This window comes from Flavihumibacter sp. ZG627 (assembly GCF_000814325.1).
Taxonomy (GTDB): Bacteria; Bacteroidota; Bacteroidia; order Chitinophagales; family Chitinophagaceae; genus Flavihumibacter.
In genome coordinates this window covers 341,768-364,318 of the sequence record NZ_JPHF01000001.1, presented here as the reverse complement: position 1 = coordinate 364,318, position 22,551 = coordinate 341,768, and the positions used below count along the sequence as shown (strand labels likewise).

Genomic DNA, 22,551 nt, shown 5'->3' with positions numbered 1-22,551 from the left:
ATTATTCAAATTGGTTTTTCACATAATAGCCGCTTTCTTTCAGGAGTTTTTCCTTTTTGAAACTTTCCACATCAGCAGCTACCATTTCTTTTACAAGGGCAGGGAGATCGTATTTAGGTTTCCAGCCCAATTGCGTATTGGCCTTGGTTGGATCACCAATCAATAACTCCACTTCAGTTGGACGATAATAGCGGGGATCAACAGCAACTACTTCTTTCCCAATTTCCAATTGATATTCAGGATTACTGCAAGAAACTACTAAAGCCACCTCGTTGGCATCCTTACCACGGAAGGCAAGTTCAATACCCACTTCTGCAAATGCCATCCTCACGAATTCTCTTACGGGTGTTGTAACCCCTGTAGCAATTACATAATCTTCTGGTTTTTCCTGCTGGAGGATAAGCCACATGGCTTCAACATAATCTTTGGCATGACCCCAGTCGCGCTGTGCGTCCAAATTTCCAAGGTAAATTTTATCCTGTAGTCCGAGTGCCATTTTGGCCACACCACGCGTGATCTTACGGGTCACAAATGTTTCACCACGGAGAGGTGATTCGTGGTTGAAGAGTATTCCATTTACTGCGAACATGCCGTAGGCTTCCCTATAGTTTACGGTTATCCAGTAAGCATACATTTTAGCAACAGCATAAGGCGAGCGCGGATAGAATGGAGTGGTTTCAGATTGTGGTACAGCCTGCACCAGACCATATAATTCAGAGGTTGAAGCCTGGTAAACTTTTGTCTTTTCTGTTAACCCTAATAAACGTACTGCTTCCAGGATTCTAAGCGTACCAATACCATCGGCATTGGCAGTGTATTCAGGTTCTTCGAAGCTCACATGCACATGGCTCATTGCCGCCAGGTTGTAGATCTCATCCGGTTGAGTTTCCTGGATGATGCGAATGAGGTTGGTGCTGTCGGTCAGATCACCATAATGTAATTTCAGCCGAACATCTTTATCATGTGGATCCTGGTAAAGGTGATCGATCCTGTCTGTATTAAAGAGGGATGCTCTACGCTTGATCCCATGAACGAAATAACCTTTTTCAAGTAACAACTCGGTCAGGTAGGCGCCATCCTGGCCCGTAATACCTGTAACTAAAGCAACTTTGGACATATTTAATATTTAAGAAAAAACTGAGATAACTTTCTAAAGGGTTTCAAAGGTATGGTAAAAAAATAAGGGGTAAGGCCGTTTACATCCCATGCACGCCTATCTTCCCTGTTGGCTTTCCACCTGTTACTAAAACTAGCGTTGCTGGCTCCGCCATTACGCATCTTAACGATCACTTCTGGCAAATAGGTAGCCGGTATATCATATCTGACCAGAAATCTCAACATCAACTCATAATCTGCCGCTGTTTTGAAGGAGAGATCAAACAATCCGGCCTCCTGGTATAATTCTCTTCTAACGAAAAATGTAGGATGTGGGGGCATCCAGCCATAATAAAAATTCTGGGAACTGTACTCCCCGGCTTTCCAATGCCGGATAACCTTATTTAGATTATCTGGCTTTACATATTGAAGATCAGCATAAACCGCCTGGGTTTCACTGTCTTCAAATAATTTGGATACCTGTTCTAGCACGCGATTGTGTGCATAGATATCATCAGAATTTAAAATTCCTACCACCTCACCGGAAGCCAATTGTATGCCTTTGTTCATTGCATCATAGATACCCTTATCAGGCTCAGATATTACTAATTTAACATGCGGAAATTTTGATACGATGTCTAATGTATTGTCGGTGGACATACCATCAATAATCAGATGTTCAATATCCGGATGTGTTTGCCTTCCTACACTGGTGAGGGTATCACGAATGGTTCCTGAACTGTTGAAGCTTGCAGTTATGATTGATATGGTCATATTATTTTCTTTCAACAACACAGTTTTCCAGTACAAGCATATCCATACTGGTTCGCAGATAGCAATCCAAAGCGTGTTCGGGTGAATTTACTATTGGTTCGTTCTCATTGAATGAGGTATTCAGCAGAATAGGCACGCCAGTTTTTTGACGAAATGCTTCAATTAATCCGTAATATTTCGGTGAGACTGATTTAAGTACTGATTGTAAACGCCCGGTTCCATCCACATGTGTAACTGCAGGGATAATTGAATGTTTCTCTTTCTTAATTGGAAAAACTTTTTCCATAAATGGAACCGGTTCATTCAATTCAAAGTATTCTCCTACATATTCCTGCAAGATTGATGGAGCAAATGGCCGGAAGCTTTCGCGTCTTTTGATCTTAGCATTCAGCAGATCTTTGGCATCAGCTCTGCGTGGATCAGCAAGAATTGAGCGAGCGCCCAGTGCACGAGGTCCAAATTCGGCCCTTCCACTGAACCAGCCAATTACGCCGGCATTTACAAGACGTTCAGAAACAACATCAAATAATTGCTCATCGGAATAGCGGGTATATGGAATATCACGCGATATAAGATAGGATTCTATCTCTTCATTTGAAAAACTGGAGCCTGTATAAGCAGACCAGATAGCCTCCTGCCGTGGTTGTTTTAATACTGCATTATTAACATAAAGGGCGGCTCCCATAGAAATGCCCGCATCATGGCCTGCCGAAGGAATATATACCTCTTTAAAGCCTGTATTGCTGGTGATTTTACCATTGGCCACAGAATTCTGTGCAACACCACCTGCAATGCAAACATTTTTCAATCCTGTTCTCTTTTGCAAATGATTAAGAATATGAAAGATCAATTCTTCGGTAATGCGTTGAACAGAAACTGCAAGGTCTTTATGGTATTGATTTAATGGTTCATCCTTCTTCCTTACCGCTCCAAATTTCTCAACCATATAATCACTGTACAATGGAGCTACTACCGGAATATGATCATCTCCATAGGAAACAATTCCACTTTTTGCTGATCTGAAATACGCCAGGTTAAGTTCGAACAAACCATTATCCTTAAAAACCAGTACATCTTTCAATTGATCAACATATAGAGGGTTACCGTAAGGGGCGAGGCCCATCACTTTATATTCATCACCATAAAAAGGGAACCCGAGCAATTGAGTAAACGCAGTATAAAACAATCCAACCGAATGAGGAAAATCAACAGAGTCAAGTACTTCAATGGTATTCCCTTTTCCAATACCGATCATTGTCGTAGTAAAATCACCTGAACCGTCAATGGATAATAATGCTGCTTCCTCAAATGGAGAAGCAAAAAAAGCGGATGCAAGATGACTACGGTGATGCTCCACCTGGTGAATTTTCTTTTTAATAAGCGCTTTTGAAACAGAGGGATCGATCTTATGAAATTCTTCTTCCAGGGAAGCAACTTTACGGGCATTTTTCAGACGGTCCAACACAGCATTCCAGCCACCACCCGGATTTTTAAGCAAATAAGCCACCTTACGGCCCAATTTAGCTTTTGGATCACGGCCAATAGCTATATGGTCAACGTCTTTCAGGGTAATCCCTGCTTCCTTAAGGCAAAATTGAACGGCGAGAGTAGGGAAGCCAGCCCAATGTTTTACTCGTGTAAATCTTTCTTCTTCGGTTGCAACGATCATCTTGCCATCTTTGAATATCGCCGCAGATGAATCGGCATGATAAGCGTTAAGTCCCAGTATATACATATCAGTTAAACAATTGTTTGTATTTATTAATAAGTTTCGTTGTGTCCTGTTGATCTTTTATATAATCCAATGCCCCCTGGCAATACATGTCAAAATCAGCCTGGTTCCAATCTACAGCATCCTGAAGTGCTTTCCTGAAGCAATCGGGATGGCTTATACTACAATCCCACCCTGCCTTTCTTTCGGCCAAATTCCGCCATGGGGTTTGATCACTTATCAAAACAGGTCTGCCATTGCCAAGTGATTCAGCAATAGCATGTCCATAATTTTCCCCTTTTGTAGGTAAAACGAACAAGTGATGACTGGAAATATGTTGTTCAAGTAAGGAATGCGGCATCTCCCCCATCATATTTACTTTCTTATCAGGTGGAAGAACACTGATAAGTTGCAAACATTGTTCCTCATAATCGGAGGATTCAGCCACACCAATTATGTTTAGCAACACCTCACCTTGAATGGCTGGTAATTGCCTTATCAGAAAATCGATATTCTTTATAGGGTGAATCCTACCAACTAATAGCAGCCTCACAAACCCTGTGTTCTTCTCCAATGGTTTAGGAGTGCTGTTTATGGGTGCAGGAAAATTTGGGGCTATCGTAACATCAGATTTTCCAAAAATTGAAGTTATTTCTTCTGCTTCTATCTGGTTGGTAGCGTGAAAATGAAGTGATCTGGAAACACCCAGGAGCCGGGCTATCAACAAAAATACTTTTTTCTTCAGCGGCTTGATTGCCAATGCGCTGGGTTTTAACATACCACGTGGCGACAATATTAGCTTTCCTGACAAGCCTATTTTTCTGGCAACCCTGAAAATATCGATGGTAAATATTTTTGAGAATGCACTATTCAAGTACAAATATTGCGGGCGAACAAATTCAAGCATTCCCCTAATATCTGCTAATCCCTGCTTCTCACTGGAAGCATACCAGACTTTTGCTCCTGTAGCATGTTCAATCCATTGATCTTTAATAATACCCGGTAATGGTTGGGGTTCATCGAGGTCACGATCACCAGTGAAAACATAAATATCATAGATGTTGTGCAAATGTGCTACCAGGTTAACACATGACCGGATAGGCCCGCCGGCTTTAAAAGCAGGATCATACCAATCTGTACAAACCAACAGGCGGGGCTTATGCATCGACGCCATTTTTTCCCATCCAATATTCAAGTATGACCAATAACCATATTTCCATCCAGTTTACCGAAGCATCACCCGCCTGGAAGGCTTTCCACTTTTTAGATAAGTAATCCGCATTGATAAATTTTCTATCGCATGCGTTCCTGATGTAAACATCACAGAAATCCCGGAGATCCTTTCTTAACCAGTGTTTCCATGGAAATGTAAATCCCTGCTTTTTCCTATGAACTATTTCTTCGGGCAAAAGTCCATTCAAAGATTCGACTAATAATTTTTTAGGGTAGAGGGGATTCTTTATTGAGTCGGGAAGCCGCAATACATATTCAATAAGTTCATGATCAAAGAAAGGTTCACGCACTTCCAATGAAACGGCCATGCTCATCTGGTCTGTATCTTTCAATAAGGTATTGCAAGTATATCCAAGATACTCTGCAATACTGACCTGGCTTAATAAGGGAAACCTGGCCAATTTGGTTTTTAATTTTGAAAGCAACTCCCGGGTTTCATCTGTAACCGATCTACCATTTGTAATAAGTAACTTATTGATCTCCCTGTCTGAAAGTATTTCTCTCAGTACCGGGTAAACAGAATCTATTCCTGTATCGGTCATTTGAAATAATGAATGCCATTTTTCATTTTTCAGGAATGAAGCCGATAGATTTCGTATCGGTAGGGACGCATTCCATAAACCAGATACACTATTTAGTTTTTTATACCTGGGAAAGAAGGGATAGCCTGCAAAAAGTTCATCGCCGCCTACACCAGATAATGCCACAGTTAATCCTGCCTCCTTTACTGCCTTTGATACAATATAGGTGTTGACTCCATCACCACTTGGTGTATCCATTGCATCCAATGCTGAAGGCAATGAATGGATCAGTGATTCAGGCTTTAAAAATATGGTGTGATGATCTGTATCAAATTTCTTAGCAACAATGTTTGCATAGGAAGATTCATCAAAGTCAGATTCACTAAAGGAAACATTAAACGTTACAGGCCTTGATTTTCCCACTTCCCGCATAAGTCCAACCACCGCACTTGAGTCAATACCCCCCGACAAAAAAGCACCGATAGGAACATCACTAATCAAACGTTGTTCCACAGCATTGGAAAGCAAGCTCCTGATGGTTTTATGAACGGCAACATGATCTGTTACCTCAATAGGAGTATTATTTTTTGTGATATCCCAATACTGACTTTTTTCAACCTGGCCATTTTTTATTTTAATGAAGTGGCCAGGAGCCAGTTGTTGAATATTTTTAATAATTGAATGTTCACCACCTGTTGATTGATATTTCAGAAAATGGAATACAGCCTGTAGATCCATTTCAGGAGGGCATTTGCCCGTTGCAAGAATTGATCGGATCTCAGAAGAAAAGAAAAAGGATTCACCATCATTATAATAATAAAGAGGCTTAACTCCCAGGCGATCGCGAACCAGGTAAAGAGCCTTCTCGTGCTGGTCCCAGGCGGCAAAGGCAAACATGCCTTTAAACTTAGAGACCCCATCAATCCCCCACTTCAAGAGCGCTTCTGCCAGTACTTCTGTGTCACCGCTAGTTCTCCAGTTAACGCCATCAATTTCATTTTTAACGGAATTAAAATTGAATAGCTCACCATTGAAGATAAGGTGCCATCTTCCCGCACTGTCAACAAATGGTTGGTTTGCTGAATCAGAAAGATCGATGATGGAAAGACGCCTATGTCCCAGCCCAACACAACCATCCTTGTACAGTCCATCTGCATCCGGCCCTCTATGAGCCATTGCATCTGTCATTTTTTTGACGAGATCCAAATCTGCTGAAACGTCTTTAAGGTTTATATAACCTGCAATGCCGCACATTTACGATGCAATTTCTTTATATAATTGAAAATATTGTTCTGCTATACGATCCGGATCAAATCGTTTGATGTTCTCAATACCTTTGCGCACAAGATCGTTCCTGAATTCATCGTCCTGGATCAACGTTTCAATCGCACTGCGGATACTACTTACATTGTATGGATCCACAAGAATGGCGGCGTTACCAGCCACTTCCGGCATTGAAAGAATATTACTACTGATGACCGGCCTTCCAGTAGCCTGGCCCTCAAGAATTGGCATTCCAAAACCTTCATATGTGGAAACAAGACTGATTATATCGGCCTCTGCGTACCTTTTTCTGATATCCTCATCAGACAGGCCCCATTCGTAAGTATAGGTGGTGCCCGTTTTTTCGAGCATATCTCTATACTCCTGGTTGTCCTTGCCAATAATATGGAGATGACAACCAAGACCCTGAATAGCATCGATCAAAAGGGGGATATTCTTATTAGGTGCTGTACCAACCTGTAGAATAACCGGCTTAATTTTATTAAACTCTTTGGCTACAGGTTGAAACAAAGGAGATATAGCAACCGGGATAACTTTAATCTTATCCGGATTACAAGCATGGTGTTTTAAAATTTCAGTCTTTGTAGATTCTGATATAGCCGTTATAAAGCGGGATCTCTTTTCAGGGATTGTTAGCCAGAATGTTTTCAGGATTTTATACCGAATGCCGGTATTGCTATTCAGGTGAACACAATCTAAAATTGTTTGAATGGTCTTATGCTTGTTTAAAAACAATCCAAGGTAATTAACATCCCCAGTGATATGATTCACCTGAGACTGTGCATTCCAGGCCTGGATACAATTAAACAACCGTTTAAACAAACCGGAACTTTCATACTTTGATTCTACGATTGTTGCATTAATTTTATCAGAAAGCCTTCTTCTTACGTCCTGAAAAATATATTCCACGCTATAATTTCCAACTGATCTTGGCTTTCTTTGAAAGAAAGCCACGCTAATTTTCTTCTTGTTATTTTCCATAATTCATTTGTTCCTCTTCTATTATCAGATCCAGCACTTCAAAAAAGCTCATCTGATAATTCCAGGACAATACATTCTTTGCCTTTTCATTGGATCCATAAATATCAAGGATTTCAGTGGGGCGAAAATACTTTGGATTTATCCTAATCAAATTGCGATCTAATTTCAATTTGTCAAACACATAGTGAACAATTTCCCGCAAGGTCAGTGACGTACCGGAGCAAATCACAAAATCTTCTGGTTTATCCTGTTGTAACATTAACCACATTGCTTCCACATATTTTTCGGACCATCCAAAATCACGTTTGATATCGAGGTTACCAAACTCAAGGAATTCTTCTTTACCATTGAGGATATCCAGTGCGCCGTGGATCAATTTCTTTATAAAGAAATTTTCACCCCTTAAATATGATTCATGGTTGAAAAGGATACCGCTGCAGGCATACATATTATATGATTCCCGGTAATTGATACATATATAATGCCCGGTAACTTTTGATATAGCGTATGGACTCAAGGGGTGGATAAGGGAGCTTTCCGTTATTGGCAGATCATTCACCAGTCCGAACATCTCACTGCTTGAAGCCTGGTAAAACCGGATGGCAGGATTGGAGAGTCGGATTGCCTCCAGAATATTCAGTACTGATCTTACATTAAACTCAATGGTACCGATAGGTTGTTGAAATGAAAGAGAAACCGAAGACTGAGCTGCCAGGTTATAAATTTCAGCTGGTTTATAGCTATTTAATATTGTCAATACCTGTGACAGATCACCTAAATCGCCTTCCACAAGGGTTATTTTTCCAATGAGGCCGAGGTATTTTAAGCGGCTAAGATTGGATCCATACTGTGATCGAATGATACCAATCACATTATACCCCTTTTCAAGTAAGAGCCTGGACAAATATGCCCCATCCTGCCCGGTGATACCAGTTATAATTGCCGTTTTCAATATTCTGATTATTTAAAAATGGAATGCCTGTTTAAGATTTCTATCTTCCTTCACAGGCTCCGTCTTCTTCAAAACTGAAGGAGTGAGTAATCGTGGAAATATTTTGAATAAGAAGTATAGGAAAAAAGATGCTTTGAATAATGAGTTTAAAATTTGCAACGTGTCGTTTTCCGCTGAATAAGTTACCTGATAAAACAGAACAGGTATCCAAAGTATTAACAACGGATATTTTTTTGCCAATACAAATACCCTGCTATAAAACCACCTTATAAAAAACCCTAACACTACCATATAAAAAATTCCGCCTGTTACACCGAAGCTGCCGTAAGCTTCACCCATTGGTCCCACATTTGTGGACCATCCCCTTATCCTGAATCCTGCATAATAATCCATATTAAACTGGCCACCTGCTTTTGGTTTATCAGGCCAAAGGAGGCGAGGAACAAGTGATGAGAGAATAACAGTTTTAAGCCTTTGACCTTCATCAAAAGGTTTTATAGCAGGAAATCTTCGCATAACCAAAGCAACATTGTAACCCTGGTTAGCTCTTGTGTATACAGGGAAAAAGCCCTTCACGTCAAATAAGGCTTCCCTTTTCTGAAGGTTTTGTAAAAAAAGATCAGCGAAAAGTGCCACCTCACCCGAGGCACCTATATTCCATGTCCTTTCCCGGTATACTCTTTTTGTATTTTGTAGCACTACAAATAAAAACAGGACAAGCAGAAATACAATTGTTTTTCTGAGGAGTGAGTAGCTGGCTCCATAAAGAACAATTGAAATCAAAGTCAAACCCATATACGCTACAATTGTAAACATTCCACTAATAATACCTCCATACAGAATTACAAGGCTAAAGAGGATTATAATCCATCTTCTTAAGGGAAATTGTTTATCAAAATACAGGTATAAAAAACCTGCAAAGGAAGCAAAGTAAAACAGGTTAGCAACAAACTGTAAAGGCCCAGGCAAAAAAGGAACAATTAAGGATATTAAAAAACCCACAATCATAAGAATTACGCCAAGCCTTCCCTTTCCTTCATAACCTTTTATTTGTTTGAAAATATTCCCAAGAAAATATCCTTCATCTGCATTTTTTGATTTTAATGGAATACATAACGCCCAACAAAATCCACTGACAGCAGGAAATGCATAATTGAAATACAACAATTCACTTACTGGCATATATTTTATCCAGAGACGAGCGAGGAAATTTTCAATAGTATAGAACTCATAGCCCACAATTGGCATAATAAGGCAGGTAAATACAGTGAAAAGCGCTATGATTTCCCTCAATACTATTCCTTTACCGAGCTTATCAAGGATCATAAGTAGTAAAGTACTTAAGAGCATAAAGCTCAATATCCTTTTGTCTATCTCTGTAAAGGATAAAAGAAAATATATCAATAATAATATAGAAGCTAAATGCCTTTTCATTTTCAGATGATCAATTTAGCCATTGACCGATAAGTTTTTCATATACTGATTCGTAATTATACCTGGGGAGATGAGAAAAGGGCCGGGGAGACAAAAAGGATATATAATTTTTATCCATTTCGGTTTTATCGGAAAAATCTACAGGTATTATCCTCGGATCTGTCTCATTTTTCATATAAGCATAAGCACCCTCTAGTTCTTTAGGAAACCACACTTCCAGGCCACAGGAATAATACTCAAAAAGTTTGTTAGGTGCATTATAAGTAAAATTCAGGTTCTCTGGTTTATACCATATCAAGCCAATTTGAAAGTCGGATGTGATAGCTGGAATGTCATTATACGGTATAAATCCTTTGAAACTAACGTTTTTAATTCCCATTGAAACACAATACTCTTTAATATCAATGCTATTTTGTTGGGAATAAATTGTCAAAGACAGATCAGGTTTTGTCATCATCCAGGAAAAAAATTCTTTTATATACATGCTCTTCAAATCAAGAGCACCAATATATAGAAACCGGGTAGGCATCGCTTCTGGTTGAGGTTTAGGAGAGATATTAGCCCAATGCGAGGACGGAAAATTCTCCAAAATTCTAAATTTCAAAGAAGGGGGTAATGCATTCTCTTTAATGAAATAATCAAGCCTCAGTTGGTTAGTATGGGAGATCCATTCTGCTCTTTGATATAACCTCCTTTCAAATTTTCGAAGATATGATTGAAATCCAGTTGCAGCATACTCTTTGTCAGTCATCAACTCATGGTAATGAATGAATAGTTTCGGCCGAAAAATTAAACAGTAGAGATAAACCGGGACAACTGAAATGGTTTCATAATACATTAATACATGTGGACGGATTCTAAACAATTGAATCAAAATGGTAGCATTTAACCAGATATAATTCAAAAGTTTTAAGAAACCAGTGGCGTCGGAACGAAAAGCATATGAAGCAATATTCTCACCGCCATTGTTACCTGTATGTGTATTTTCGCCTGTTGTAAAAATAAATAGTTCAATACTTTCCCTAAAATGTGACCTGACATATTCATATAAATTAATCACAGGAGGAAACTTATATGATGGATTAATATGTACAATGACTGCTTTCTTCTTACTCACTTCATCCTCATTTTAACTAAAGCGTCATTTAATATTTGGCGATACTCGAAGTTTCCACTAATAATTTTTTGGTAGCCATTGTTAGTCCGCTTCAACAATTGCTGTTTGTCATTTAACAGGTCAGGCAGCATTCCCGCCAATTTATCGGGGTCTGAAAAATAAATTACATCCTCGTCAGTAAAAATATTTCTGATTTCCGCGTTGTCTTCAGTAATCAAAGCAGTACCGCAGGCTGGAATCTCTATGGTTCTGGTTGTATGGAGCTCTGGAAATTTCCTTGAAAGCAATCCGAGAGCTGCACAGGAAGACGATATAAACTCCCCATATGAAGAACCAAATAATCCGGTTCCAGAATATCTCAAATTCTGATACTTTTTCATTCTTTCTGCAAACTTATGCCATCCAACTCCTGCCAGTTTAACAGTAATTCCTTCTTGTAACAAACGATCTATAACCTGTGCTCTCCAGGGTTCATACAATCCAACAAATGCGACTCCCTCTTTATCAGAAAAATCGTGTCGCGGAAAATGTGTGTTTTTATCATATCCCTGGGGGTAGAATAAAACATTACTGCCACCTGCTTTTTTATATGCCTCTAACTCAAATGATTTTGTAGTTAAGCAGAAATCGTAGGTTGGCAACGCATTATAGAAAAGAGGTGATCGATTGGCCATGAATGCTGTATCTGGCGTTGAATGAACCAGTACTGCACCAGACTTCTTTAAGCTTTGTAAAATTGAAGGCTCAATGAAAACACCCTTATCCACCCATACGAGATCATAGTTGTCTGCTGAAGATATCTGTGACCTGATATATTTATTAATATTCCAAATAAGGGGTCCAAGATAAAATCTCCAGCCTATTGATCTGAAAAGCCTGTTTGTTTCAAGAATTGGGATATTTATGTTTATTGCCTTAAAAGTAGAAGGATTCAATATTTCCTTTATCGCCAATCCACGCATTCTGGAGGTAGAACCAACTTCAAAATGACCTATAAATAATATGTTCATTAAAAGCAGCTATCAAGTTTTCTTGCATAGGACATGGGATCAAACACAGATCGGCCCAGTTCTTTAAATTCACTTATTTGAGACTGAATTTTATCAAAATTAGTTTTTACAAATAGGAGTCTATTAGCAATTTGTACATTAATATCATTACCTGCCATGTCAACTACCGAATCACTCATTCCCAACATACTGGCCATTTCTCCAATTCCACCTCCATTCAATCCAATAAAAGGGATTTCTTCATTCAACGCTTCCAAAAATATTCTTCCAAGAGGTTCATTCTCTGACAAATGCAACACTGTTTGGAGGTTATTATAAATCGAAAAGGAATCCGAAACATATCCGTGAAAACTTACCGCTCCGGTAGACGAAAGTAAGTTTACCAATCCTGATTTACTAAAATCGTCACAGATATCACCAAAGAAGTGAAATTGAAACTGGTCTAGTTTGTCTTGTCTTTGCAGCTCTTCAATAATTCCTGGAAGCCTAAAAGATCCTTTTGTGGATGTGACGCGGCCAATAATACCAACATTAAATTTCCCTTCGTTAAAATAGTGCCTGGCAGAATTTTCCCTTTTTCCAAAATTATAGGGATCGTAAATCATTAAAGATGGAACGGGAAGCATTCTTTCTATAAACTGCGATATGGTAATAGCTTTCAATTTGTTCCTGAAAGTGGAAGACCAACGATTTTCTGCTGCATCTTCGGTAAGACGAACATGAATTACAAAAGATTTTGAAGGGAAAAACAATTTCAACAGGCCGAAATACCTGATATGGCCAGCCTCGTTTAAATAAACACCATCATATTTTCCTGTAAACAGAATTTTTGCAATCGATAAATATAATGCAGGAATTGCGTTACTATTAAATCCCTTTATTTGGAAGTTGTCAAATTCTCTTTCTACCAGTTTAATATAGAAAGGTGAATTGTATGGAACAAATACCAATCCACTTAGGCTAGTCACATTCAGATAATCGAACAGAACCTGTTCACTTCCATAAAAATTTCCAGAGGGGCTAATTATAATAATCCGTTTTCTATCCAACAGTACATTATTAATTTCCAGACAATAATTTTCTAAGTCTTAGAGTATTATAAAATCCAATCACAGAACTCACGCGAACAAAGGAGGAGCCACCAACAGAAATCATTGGTTTCAAGCGCCATTCCTGTAATTTATTTCGTGCAGTATTTGCCAAATCAGGATATAGATTATTATAATGGTAAATAAACGAGCTATAGATATATGATAGTGCCTTATATACGCGCTCAGACTTCTCAATTTTAAAAATCTCCGATTCCAGCGAGGTGTATGATCTAAGAAGCGAACTGACTATTTCCCTATTTCTTGGTTTATGTGTTATGCTATTATTTACACCTGATCGGTAATAAACCAGAGAATTTTCTGCAAACAAAACACCAGAAGATCTTAACATCACCCTTCCAAAAAATTCACCATCCTGGTTTATGCGTAATGATGTATTCCAGGGACCCACTTCAAGAATTATTTCACGAGGGGCTAACCATACGGATGTTTGCATCATTTCCTGGTGACTCCATAAGTCAAGCAATAAATCTGCAGGTTTATCATATGACTTATAAGTATGTTGAAAAGATGGATTGGGATAATCGTGATCATTGTAAAAGCGAACCCATTTACAAGAGGAAATAGCTCTACCAGATGATCCCAAAAGTGAAATTTGCTCTTCTAATTTTTTAGCGGAGAGGAGGTCGTCTCCATCCAGGTATTGAATATAATCTCCTGAACTTTGGCTAAATGCAAGGTTGCGAGCATTACATGCACCTTGATTTATTGTACTTAGTACTTTGACCTTGTCAGATTCAAACTGCCTTGCAATGCCAAGGCTACTATCAGTTGATCCATCATCAACAATAATTAATTCAATATTCTTCCAGGTTTGATTTAATGCCGACTCAATGGTTTGCCTTAAATATTTTTCCGAATTGTAAACCGGGATTAAAATTGAGACTTTAGGCGCCATTATTTGCAGGTTGATCAAACTCCTTTAACTGCTTAGCGGGAACACCCGCCCAAAGTGTAGCTGCCGGTACAGGCTTGGTAACAACAGCACCGGTTGCAACGATTGAATTCTTTCCTATAGTGACACCTGGCAAAATGGTAACATTAGAGCCAATCCAGCATCCATCTTCTATTATAACTGATTTTGTAACAGGATCACCTTTCCAGGGAGCTACAAGTTCAGATTGAGAATAATCATGATCATGGGTATAAATGGTGGTCCTTGGACCAATTGCAACATTTTTGCCGATTTCAACATTAGCACTAAGATCAATAATGCAAAAATCACCTACCCTGGTATTGGCTCCTACCTTTAAGCCGCCATGACAGCCCGGTTCTCTTGAAAAAATCTGACAATTTGATGCAATTGCCACATTATAATCGATCAGCCAGTTACTATGAACATGACAGATAGTGTTTTCATAAATTATACTATCCTTACCCAGCGTAAAAGCATTACCTGAAACTACTGATATTTCGACATTACCACCCACAACTGATCTTTCCAAAAGAGAAATATTTCCACCCTTTTCGCATTTTAATCTTGCACCTGAGCCTAAAAGTGCCTGATCCTTTACTATGATTTCTCCTTTCCCTTCAACAATCAATGGAAATTCAATTTTGCAATTATGTCCGAATTGTATCCGAGAAGCATTGACTAACCAATAAACGTTTCTGATTAGTTTATTAAATATGCCAATAAAAAAAAGTAAAATAAATTTCATCGAATTTTCAACAACTTAATTTGAGATTTCATTTAAACTTCTATTTAGCGAACTCATTAAATTCCTTGCTTTGTTTAGCTCAATTTTTCTGATTGCAAATGGCCTGGATAAAAACCTTTTGATAATAATTTTCCGAATATCAGTTAATAATTTTTTACGTTCAGCTATCTGAAGGGGACAATCATCAGAGGTGAGGAATATTACCCTAACATCAAGGTAATCCATAAAGAAGTTATTATAACTTTTCATTTCCTGCTCCGAATGCTTCCGATACCAGACCATACCATGAGGCATTAAAAGAACATTGTTCTTTTGAGCTAACTTATGCCACATTTCAAAATCCCCGACCATTCTTCTACCAGAGAATCCTCCATTGGATTCAAATACATCTTTCCGTATTATGGATGATAAAGGTGCTTTATTAAACAAGCCTGTTCCAAAATAGTGATACCGATAGGCTTCAGCAGGTGTCAATAATATGGGGAAAATCGCATCATTATTTTGTTCAAGCGAACAAAGTCCCCATCCGGCAGTGGGGTGTTCTTCCATCATTTTAACCAATAATTCAAGGCCCCAGGGATAAATCAAATCATCGGCATCAACATATTTAAGATATTTCCCTGACGCGAGTGATGCCGCTTTATTTCTGTTTGGATAATCTCCGAGATTTGTTTCATTCCTGACAACGATCAATCTTTTATCCTTATGGGCATAATCATTACAAATGTCAAGGGTGTTATCGGTAGATTGATCATCAGTTATTATCAGTTCAAAATCATTAAATGTGGAGTTCAGCACGCTTTCAATCGCCGTTCCAATATATTTTTCCCTGTTGAATGCGGTCATAAGCACACTAACTACAGGCTCTTTCATTTCTGCTCCATTATAGGTTTTACTGCTTGCGGCACTTTACCACAAATTATATCATGCACTTCAGACAATTTATCTACCCCTTCATTCAGTGCAGATAAAAAAGTTTGATTTGATTTAAAAAGTGCCTTTTGAATCTTTAAATTATAAGAGAGCCAATTAAATTTCTCCTTAAATGCAATCCTATTATTAGTGGCTAAGCTCTTAAATAGTTTCAGGATTTCCATCATCCTGTTATAGGTGTCAGGAAGATCGGGGATAACACCAAAATATTTATAGAAGTGGTATTTTATAGTAAAATTTCTAGCGAATAAATAGTCCGGGGTTTCGTAATGATAATGCTCCACCTGAGCGGTTGGATTATATACGATTTTAAAGCCAGATAAAAGTGCATCCTTTGCCCATAGGGCATCTTCTGCGAAATTCACTTCTCTGAAAGGAAGCTTAATTAGCACATCCCGCCTGTAAATTGCGTTAACATCATCCCATCTGCAAAGTTTCAATTGATCCTCAGGAGATAAGTTTAAAAAATCTTCGGAATTTTTGAACCATATTTCCCTTATAAGCGGAGTGGAAATGGGGTTATACCACTGAACCGGGTTTTTATCTATATCATGAGGCACGATCTGCTGACCGCAAACTGCCACTACATCCTCATTTACAAAGCCTTCAAGCAATTCCTCCAGCCAATACCTACCTTTTGGCCTGGCGTCCTGAACAGTCATAACAATAAACTCGCCCTTTGCCAGACTTACTCCAAAATTGCGTGTGGCACCATGATTAAATTCCTGGGGAGGAATTTGTACCAGCTGAACAGGAAATTTGCTTAGTATGTCAAAAGTTCGATCTGTTGAACCAGAATCAATTACAATCACTTCACATTTATCGGCAATACTCTGGTTATAGATTGCAGTTAACGTATCATCTAACCAGGGGTCGCCATTTTTTACAGGCAAGATTATGGAAATCAATGGCCTGGAAATCATTTAATATGTTTTAGAGCTTTGCATGTTGCTTCCAAATAGGATCTACCCCACTTCTGACAAGGCTCAAGATGATTTCCTTCTGCCCATTCATTCCATGCATTTATGAAAATGAAATTCTCCTCAGATGATGGTGGAGTAAATTTATTTAAAATATCCACTAACCAATTATAATACAATTCGGGGTCAGAATCTTCAAAAATAAAGGCGCCTTTTTTCCGTCTCGCTGTATTATCCCACATCGGAGTAATCGAAGGGAAAAAATTATAAGCTGGAAAAGATGATTCCTTCATTAATACCACATAATCCTTGTAACTAAGAATCCGGTGTTCATTATCGGGAAATCCCTTTGAAAACAAACCCGAAAAATACTTATTCATTTTGCGGGTGGATTTCTGAGGGAGATTGACATAAAAATTGGGCTGAAAATCGATAGCAACATCAAATCCCATAGAATTGGGATCCTCTTTCAACTGGAAACCTTGCATGTACCCAATATAAAGCTCCACTCCCTTTTTAAGTGCTTCGGTGCGCCAGGTTTCAATAGTTGCCTTAATGTCTGGAAATAAGGAAGGACGATAAATCGCAAAGAAGGGCTTATTAAAAACGCTGATATAATCAGGATGCGAAAAAACATTATCCAAAAGATAATTGATGTGCGCAATGTCGTCCGTAATAGAATACTCCTGTTTGATAAGAATTTCTGTATCGTCACCATTCCAACGGCGGCTCCAGTTTTCATTAGCCCAACAATACATAAACGGCATTCCTATACCTGATCCTTGCGTCAAAAGATCAAGGGGCTGATGCATCAGTCGTTTGCCATTAAACCAATAATGGTAATAACAGAATCCATAAATACCATAAGCCTTAGCCAATTCAGCCTGTGCAATCAGTGAGTCTTTCAAACGAAGATCATAGAAACCCAGATCTGAGGGTAAGTGTGGTTGGTAATGACCAGGAAACTGGGGTTGTGCCCTGGTTACATTTGTCCACTCAGTAAAACCCTTTCCCCACCATTCGTCATTTTCAACAAAAGGATGAAATTGAGGCAGATGGATTGCAATTGGGCGAATAGCAGAATTACTCGACATATCAATTAACCTTAAACGCTTCTAATATATCCTTTCCAAATCCGCGGATATTTTTATTATAATCAGTTACAATTTTATTTGTCTTGCCGTTGAGAACTATTTGCATCTTTTCTGCAAGGTCAGCCTCATTGTATGGATCAAAGAACAAAACATTATCATTCATCTGTTCCCTATGAACTGGTATATCTGATAGAAGAATAAATTGATTCAATGCTTTAACATCTTCCACTGTGGTACTCCAACCTTCAAAAAGCGAAGGCTGTATATAGCTTATACTATTAGCCCCTAAACATAATTGTTCATCACGATCAATAAATCCCAGGAATTTTACAATATCAGTAAGACTATTTTCTTCTACAAAGCTTTTCAGTTGATCAAAATAATCGGGATTACGAAAATCATAATTCTTTCCTGTAAATACAATCTGGAAAGAATGAGAACCACTGTCTTTTAAGCGTTTTAATGCTTTCAGAACCAACCAATGATTTTTATGTTGCCAGAATTGATTAGAACAAATAAAATATGGATTCACTATTCCGTATTTTTCCTTTAAGACCTTTATATCACGGCCAGAAAAATCAGGAAGTGTAGAAGCAAATCTTAAGACGCTAATGCTGCATTTATAGTCTGGAAAGTAAGTTTGAAAATCATTCTTTGCGTCATAACTACTTAAGATCAGTACTGCATCAGAAAGCTTTGCAACTTTAGCCGGGAGAGAACTACGATTTTGAGCCTCCTCTTCTGTAAAAAAATGGGGCATGCGACATTGCTGAAAATCATGAACCCAAAAAAAATGGCGAGGAATAAAAGAAAATCTATTATTTCCTTCGAAAATACAGTTTACCCCCTTTAATTTTTTACGGAGATAATACTCACCCTTCCCAAAGAAACTGGCAAACCGATTAGAAATACGCTCCCAAAAACTATAAAGATCGGGACTGTCAGGGATAAAATTTATATACGGATAATTGATATTCTTTATAAGCTCAAGACCTTCCATCCTACTATGAACCAAATATATTTCCGGTTTTTCTACATCATCTAATGAATTTATTGCTGAAATGATATTTGCAACATAGTAGGCACCTGCTATCCAATTCTCAGAATAGTAATATGTCAGGGCAATTTTTTTTCTGTCACCCATTTATAATAATTAATTAAACCTTGCTCTAAAGAAAAATCGGGGAAAAAGCCAATCTCAGAAAGAATTGAAATATCCGCTTTCCAATTCACTGGATCACCAACTTTTGCTGCACCCAAAAATTGAACCTCGAAGTCACATGATGAAACTTTTACAAAAGTCTCAACTGCATTTTTAATAGTTGTTTCAATACCGGAAGCTATATTGACAGCCTGTCCATAAAATTTCGATTTGAGGATAATAAGATGAATTGCCTTTAGCAAATCATTGATATAAATAAAATCTCTTGTTTCCATACCAGTACCAAACATACTCACTACACCATCCTGGGAATTTAAAATCTTCTTTTGCAGATCCCAGAATAATTGCTTTTTCAAACCTTCACCATAAGCAGAAAAAATTCGCAGACTTATTGTCTCAATTGAAAACATTTGGTGGAACTCTCTACAAATAAATTCACTGTACAACTTATGAAACCCATAGGGCGAAAGGGGATTTAGTGCTGAAGTTTCAGTAACAGGCAAACTTGCAGGATTGCCGTATACTGCGGCACTACTTAGGTTAATAAATCTGCAGCTGGCATTATGCTTTCTTATCGCTTCTAAAATTGCGAATACGTTGGCAGTATTCAATGAAAAATCCAAGGATGGATACTCAAATGACAACTGTACATTAGCAGCTCCTGTTGCATTAATACAGACATCGAACTTCTCTTTTATAAAAATTGAAGAAAACTCTGGTAATTCAGGATTAATCAGAAAATACTTTCCTTCCTGTTTTAGGATTATATCACCCCCATAAACATCATAGCCAAGTTCCCTAAAATAACGAACCGCATTTGATCCTATGAATCCTTCAGAACCTAGGATGAGTATTTTCATTTATTTCTGTTTGATTATTACACCCTGACCCGTAGGCAAGGATAAAATATTAACAGACTTCTCCTTTGCCCATGTATCGAATGCTTTCTTTTGCTCAATGTGTGGTGCAAAACCATAATCATCGAGCATAACAATACCTCCGGGAACAATTTTGTCCCAGAAATAATTAATCGCGGCAATCTCGGGAGCAGTAACATTCATGTCAATGGAGAGATAAGCAATTTTTTCACTTTTACAATGTACTAAGGTATCTGGTACTATACCTTTTACTACTTCCACATTGAAAGGCGCAAATGTATTTTTCACCTGCTCATACACATCTTCATAATGGTTGTAATGCTTATAAAAGCCAAGCTCCTTTTCTTTGGAGGTTAATTGATTCTGAACTAAGCCTCCAAAAGTATCGAACAAATAAAACTTCTTGTCCAGGCTGGGAAAATCAATATAATCGATAATTGCTCTTGCATAAGCTCCAGTATTAACGCCGCATTCAACAAAATCACCCTCTAAATGCTTTACAAAATCGGCGAACCAACAAACAATGTATACCCGCCATTGCAAAGTAAACCCTGCCCAAGGTTTAGTTGCGGCAGCAGCCGCATATGCCTTAGCAAATCTGGGCTCATTGATAAAGTCGCAATTATTGCTAGTAACGAGACAGTCTGTTTGGTATGTAATTGGTCCTAGGAATACATCGGGAACTCCAACTTCTTTAGAATGGATAAGTTTCTTTGTATAGCCAATCTCTCCGTAATTTTTAAATGCCCACTTTAATTTTCTAAAATTATCAATTATAACGTTGCTCATTAAGAAGTCTTTTTAATAAATTTTGCTGGATTACCACCTATTATCGAATAGTCACTAAAGCTTTCAGTCACAACACTACCTGCACCAACTACACACCCCTCACCGAGTGTTACACCCTTCATTATTATTGAATTAAATCCTATCCAGGATTTATTGCCTATTAAAACAGGCTTCGTTTTAACATTTCTCCAATCTTTATGCTTCCATCCCATCTTCCATTGTAAAACATCCAATTCCCTTTCTTTTGATAGTAATGAATGAGCATTAGTATCAATTACTGTACAATCCCAAGAAAACATCACATCATCACCAATATTGATATTCTCATAACAGTACAAACTTGTGCCGCCTATATAAGTGCGATCCCCAATTGATATTTTGGACCGATTATTATATAAAATGAATTTTCCATTAATTAGACAATCATCTCCAATTACAACATTCAAAGTACCATCCGATGGGCCATAAATAATTATATCCAGATTAGAGATATCAGAATTATGGCCTACAACTAGATTGCCACTCTTTTTCAGTAGGTCAATCTTTGTGGGTTTTGGCTTCCTTAATCTATTAAAGAACCTATTAAACATCAGGTGGAATATTTTAAATTCAATATTACTTGGCCATAATCGATCCCTTCAAATTTTGACATTGGTGTACCTGTATCATTTATTCTAATTGGGCATATGTTCTCAATTAAATCATATACAGTTCTATCAATTTTGAAAATAGCCAACCGGAAATAATAACTATTTGGCGCGATTAATGATTCAGGATACTCGACTTTAAAAGATACTCGAGAAGTATCTTCATTAAGTACAAACTTAGATAACTCAATAACGTCAGTTGAAATATAATATCCAAGTTTATCTTGAAGAGTAATGGATATTAGGGAGTTTGAATCATAATGTTCCATTTCAATATCAACTTCCAGAGAAATAGATTCATCAAAACGAAAATTGTCAGAAGAATCACCATTAGTGTTTCGGGTTAATATTTTCGAAAAATAGATTTTCTTATTCTTCGCATTATTACTGTAAATATATTCATTGATCCCATGTGCACTATTTGAAGTCATATACTTATCGATAATGCTATTAATCGATCCATATGCTTTTACAGTGCCATTTTCCATCAATAATCCAGTATTACACAATTGGGATATTATACCCATTTGATGGCTTACAAAAAGTACTGTTCTACCTTCATTGGTACTCACATCTTTCATCTTTCCTAAACATTTCTTCTGAAAATCAGCATCACCGACAGCAAGGACCTCGTCAATAATTAGTATTTCTGTGTCGAGATGTGCTGCTACAGCAAATGCCAATCGTACATACATGCCTGAAGAATACCTTTTAACCGGTGTATCTATATATCTTTCAACTCCACTAAATGAAACAATCTCATCAAATTTCCTTGATATTTCTCCCCGAGTCATACCAAGAATTGCACCATTCAAGAAAATATTATCTCTTCCAGTTAATTCCGGATGAAAGCCGGTCCCAACCTCCAGCAAACTAGCCATACGACCTTGTGCTTTAATAATTCCAGTGGTAGGTGCTGTAACTCTGGAAAGAAGTTTCAACAATGTTGATTTACCTGCGCCATTTTTTCCGATGATTCCTAATACTTCACCTTTGGGTACATCAAAACTTACATCCTTTAATGCCCAAACCAAACCGCCACCCTTGGTATCTCTTTTGTTTTCTTCTCCTAATTTTTGAAAAGGATCTTCCTTACCCCTTACTTTAGCCCACCACCGATTCAGATCGTGACTGATTGTTCCCGTTCCAATTTCACCCAAACGATAAAGTTTGGATAAGTTTTCTACAGATATTGCTAATTCTGACATCTCAATTTTTAATACAGATTCTTTAAAATCCTTTTCTC

21 protein-coding genes are annotated in these 22,551 nt (G+C 37.9%); all 21 read right to left on the bottom strand.

The genetic code is table 11. The features are described from left to right. Position 1 precedes the first annotated feature (1 nt). Positions 2-1,117 carry a GDP-mannose 4,6-dehydratase gene (gene gmd, locus HY58_RS01575; protein ID WP_039126710.1) on the bottom strand — a complete coding sequence of 372 codons (1,116 nt, stop codon included), beginning with the start codon at positions 1,115-1,117 and terminating at the stop codon, positions 2-4. Between the two features lie 2 nt (positions 1,118-1,119). After that, positions 1,120-1,869 carry a glycosyltransferase family 2 protein gene (locus tag HY58_RS01570; RefSeq protein WP_039126707.1) on the bottom strand — a complete coding sequence of 250 codons (750 nt, stop codon included), beginning with the start codon at positions 1,867-1,869 and terminating at the stop codon, positions 1,120-1,122. A gap of 1 nt (position 1,870) precedes the next feature. Beyond that, positions 1,871-3,604: a carbamoyltransferase C-terminal domain-containing protein gene (locus HY58_RS01565; protein ID WP_039126704.1), complete on the bottom strand. Its 1,734-nt coding sequence runs from the start codon at positions 3,602-3,604 to the stop codon at positions 1,871-1,873. A gap of 1 nt (position 3,605) precedes the next feature. Then, positions 3,606-4,745: a glycosyltransferase gene (locus HY58_RS01560; protein ID WP_039126701.1), complete on the bottom strand. Its 1,140-nt coding sequence runs from the start codon at positions 4,743-4,745 to the stop codon at positions 3,606-3,608. After that, complete coding sequence (asnB, locus tag HY58_RS01555; protein ID WP_039126698.1) at positions 4,738-6,588, bottom strand: asparagine synthase (glutamine-hydrolyzing); 1,851 nt, start codon at positions 6,586-6,588, stop codon at positions 4,738-4,740. Before asnB ends, HY58_RS01560 begins: the two co-directional genes overlap by 8 nt. Continuing rightward, complete coding sequence (locus HY58_RS01550; RefSeq protein WP_039126695.1) at positions 6,589-7,599, bottom strand: glycosyltransferase family 1 protein; 1,011 nt, start codon at positions 7,597-7,599, stop codon at positions 6,589-6,591. Next, the gene (locus HY58_RS01545; protein WP_039126691.1) at positions 7,589-8,551 is read right to left on the bottom strand and encodes a GDP-mannose 4,6-dehydratase; all 963 of its coding nucleotides are present in this window, start codon (positions 8,549-8,551) and stop codon (positions 7,589-7,591) included. Before HY58_RS01545 ends, HY58_RS01550 begins: the two co-directional genes overlap by 11 nt. Before the next feature lie 12 nt (positions 8,552-8,563). Further along, positions 8,564-9,985, bottom strand: coding sequence for a hypothetical protein (locus tag HY58_RS01540; protein ID WP_156123530.1), 1,422 nt, complete (start codon positions 9,983-9,985; stop codon positions 8,564-8,566). A 10-nt stretch (positions 9,986-9,995) separates the two neighbouring features. After that, positions 9,996-11,102 (bottom strand): hypothetical protein, encoded by a 1,107-nt coding sequence (locus tag HY58_RS01535; protein ID WP_039126685.1) that lies wholly within the window; start codon positions 11,100-11,102, stop codon positions 9,996-9,998. Next, positions 11,099-12,112 (bottom strand): glycosyltransferase, encoded by a 1,014-nt coding sequence (locus HY58_RS01530; protein WP_039126682.1) that lies wholly within the window; start codon positions 12,110-12,112, stop codon positions 11,099-11,101. Before HY58_RS01530 ends, HY58_RS01535 begins: the two co-directional genes overlap by 4 nt. After that, on the bottom strand, positions 12,112-12,870 hold the full coding sequence (locus HY58_RS01525; protein WP_156123529.1) for a glycosyltransferase: 759 nt from the start codon (positions 12,868-12,870) through the stop codon (positions 12,112-12,114). Before HY58_RS01525 ends, HY58_RS01530 begins: the two co-directional genes overlap by 1 nt. A gap of 301 nt (positions 12,871-13,171) precedes the next feature. Further along, positions 13,172-14,137, bottom strand: coding sequence for a glycosyltransferase family 2 protein (locus HY58_RS01520; RefSeq protein WP_156123528.1), 966 nt, complete (start codon positions 14,135-14,137; stop codon positions 13,172-13,174). Next, a complete protein-coding gene (locus HY58_RS18645; protein ID WP_172644583.1) occupies positions 14,109-14,666 on the bottom strand; it encodes a DapH/DapD/GlmU-related protein in 558 nt (185 codons plus the stop codon). Before HY58_RS18645 ends, HY58_RS01520 begins: the two co-directional genes overlap by 29 nt. A 231-nt stretch (positions 14,667-14,897) precedes the next feature. Continuing rightward, positions 14,898-15,755, bottom strand: coding sequence for a glycosyltransferase family 2 protein (locus tag HY58_RS18640; protein WP_052323746.1), 858 nt, complete (start codon positions 15,753-15,755; stop codon positions 14,898-14,900). Then, complete coding sequence (locus tag HY58_RS01505; RefSeq protein ID WP_039126673.1) at positions 15,752-16,738, bottom strand: glycosyltransferase family 2 protein; 987 nt, start codon at positions 16,736-16,738, stop codon at positions 15,752-15,754. Before HY58_RS01505 ends, HY58_RS18640 begins: the two co-directional genes overlap by 4 nt. After that, on the bottom strand, positions 16,735-17,829 hold the full coding sequence (locus HY58_RS01500) for a glycoside hydrolase family 99-like domain-containing protein (protein WP_039126670.1): 1,095 nt from the start codon (positions 17,827-17,829) through the stop codon (positions 16,735-16,737). The genes HY58_RS01505 and HY58_RS01500 overlap by 4 nt, the downstream gene beginning before the upstream one ends. A gap of 1 nt (position 17,830) precedes the next feature. After that, complete coding sequence (locus HY58_RS18635) at positions 17,831-18,973, bottom strand: glycosyltransferase family 1 protein (protein WP_052323745.1); 1,143 nt, start codon at positions 18,971-18,973, stop codon at positions 17,831-17,833. Further along, on the bottom strand, positions 18,946-19,851 hold the full coding sequence (locus tag HY58_RS01490) for an NAD(P)-dependent oxidoreductase (protein ID WP_039126667.1): 906 nt from the start codon (positions 19,849-19,851) through the stop codon (positions 18,946-18,948). The genes HY58_RS18635 and HY58_RS01490 overlap by 28 nt, the downstream gene beginning before the upstream one ends. Beyond that, entirely contained in the window at positions 19,852-20,658 is an 807-nt protein-coding gene (locus tag HY58_RS01485; protein ID WP_052323744.1) for a TylF/MycF/NovP-related O-methyltransferase, read from the bottom strand. After that, on the bottom strand, positions 20,658-21,248 hold the full coding sequence (locus tag HY58_RS19950) for a DapH/DapD/GlmU-related protein (RefSeq protein WP_052323743.1): 591 nt from the start codon (positions 21,246-21,248) through the stop codon (positions 20,658-20,660). Before HY58_RS19950 ends, HY58_RS01485 begins: the two co-directional genes overlap by 1 nt. Beyond that, positions 21,248-22,513 (bottom strand): ABC transporter ATP-binding protein, encoded by a 1,266-nt coding sequence (locus HY58_RS01475; protein ID WP_039126663.1) that lies wholly within the window; start codon positions 22,511-22,513, stop codon positions 21,248-21,250. The genes HY58_RS19950 and HY58_RS01475 overlap by 1 nt, the downstream gene beginning before the upstream one ends. Positions 22,514-22,551: the final 38 nt, after the last annotated feature.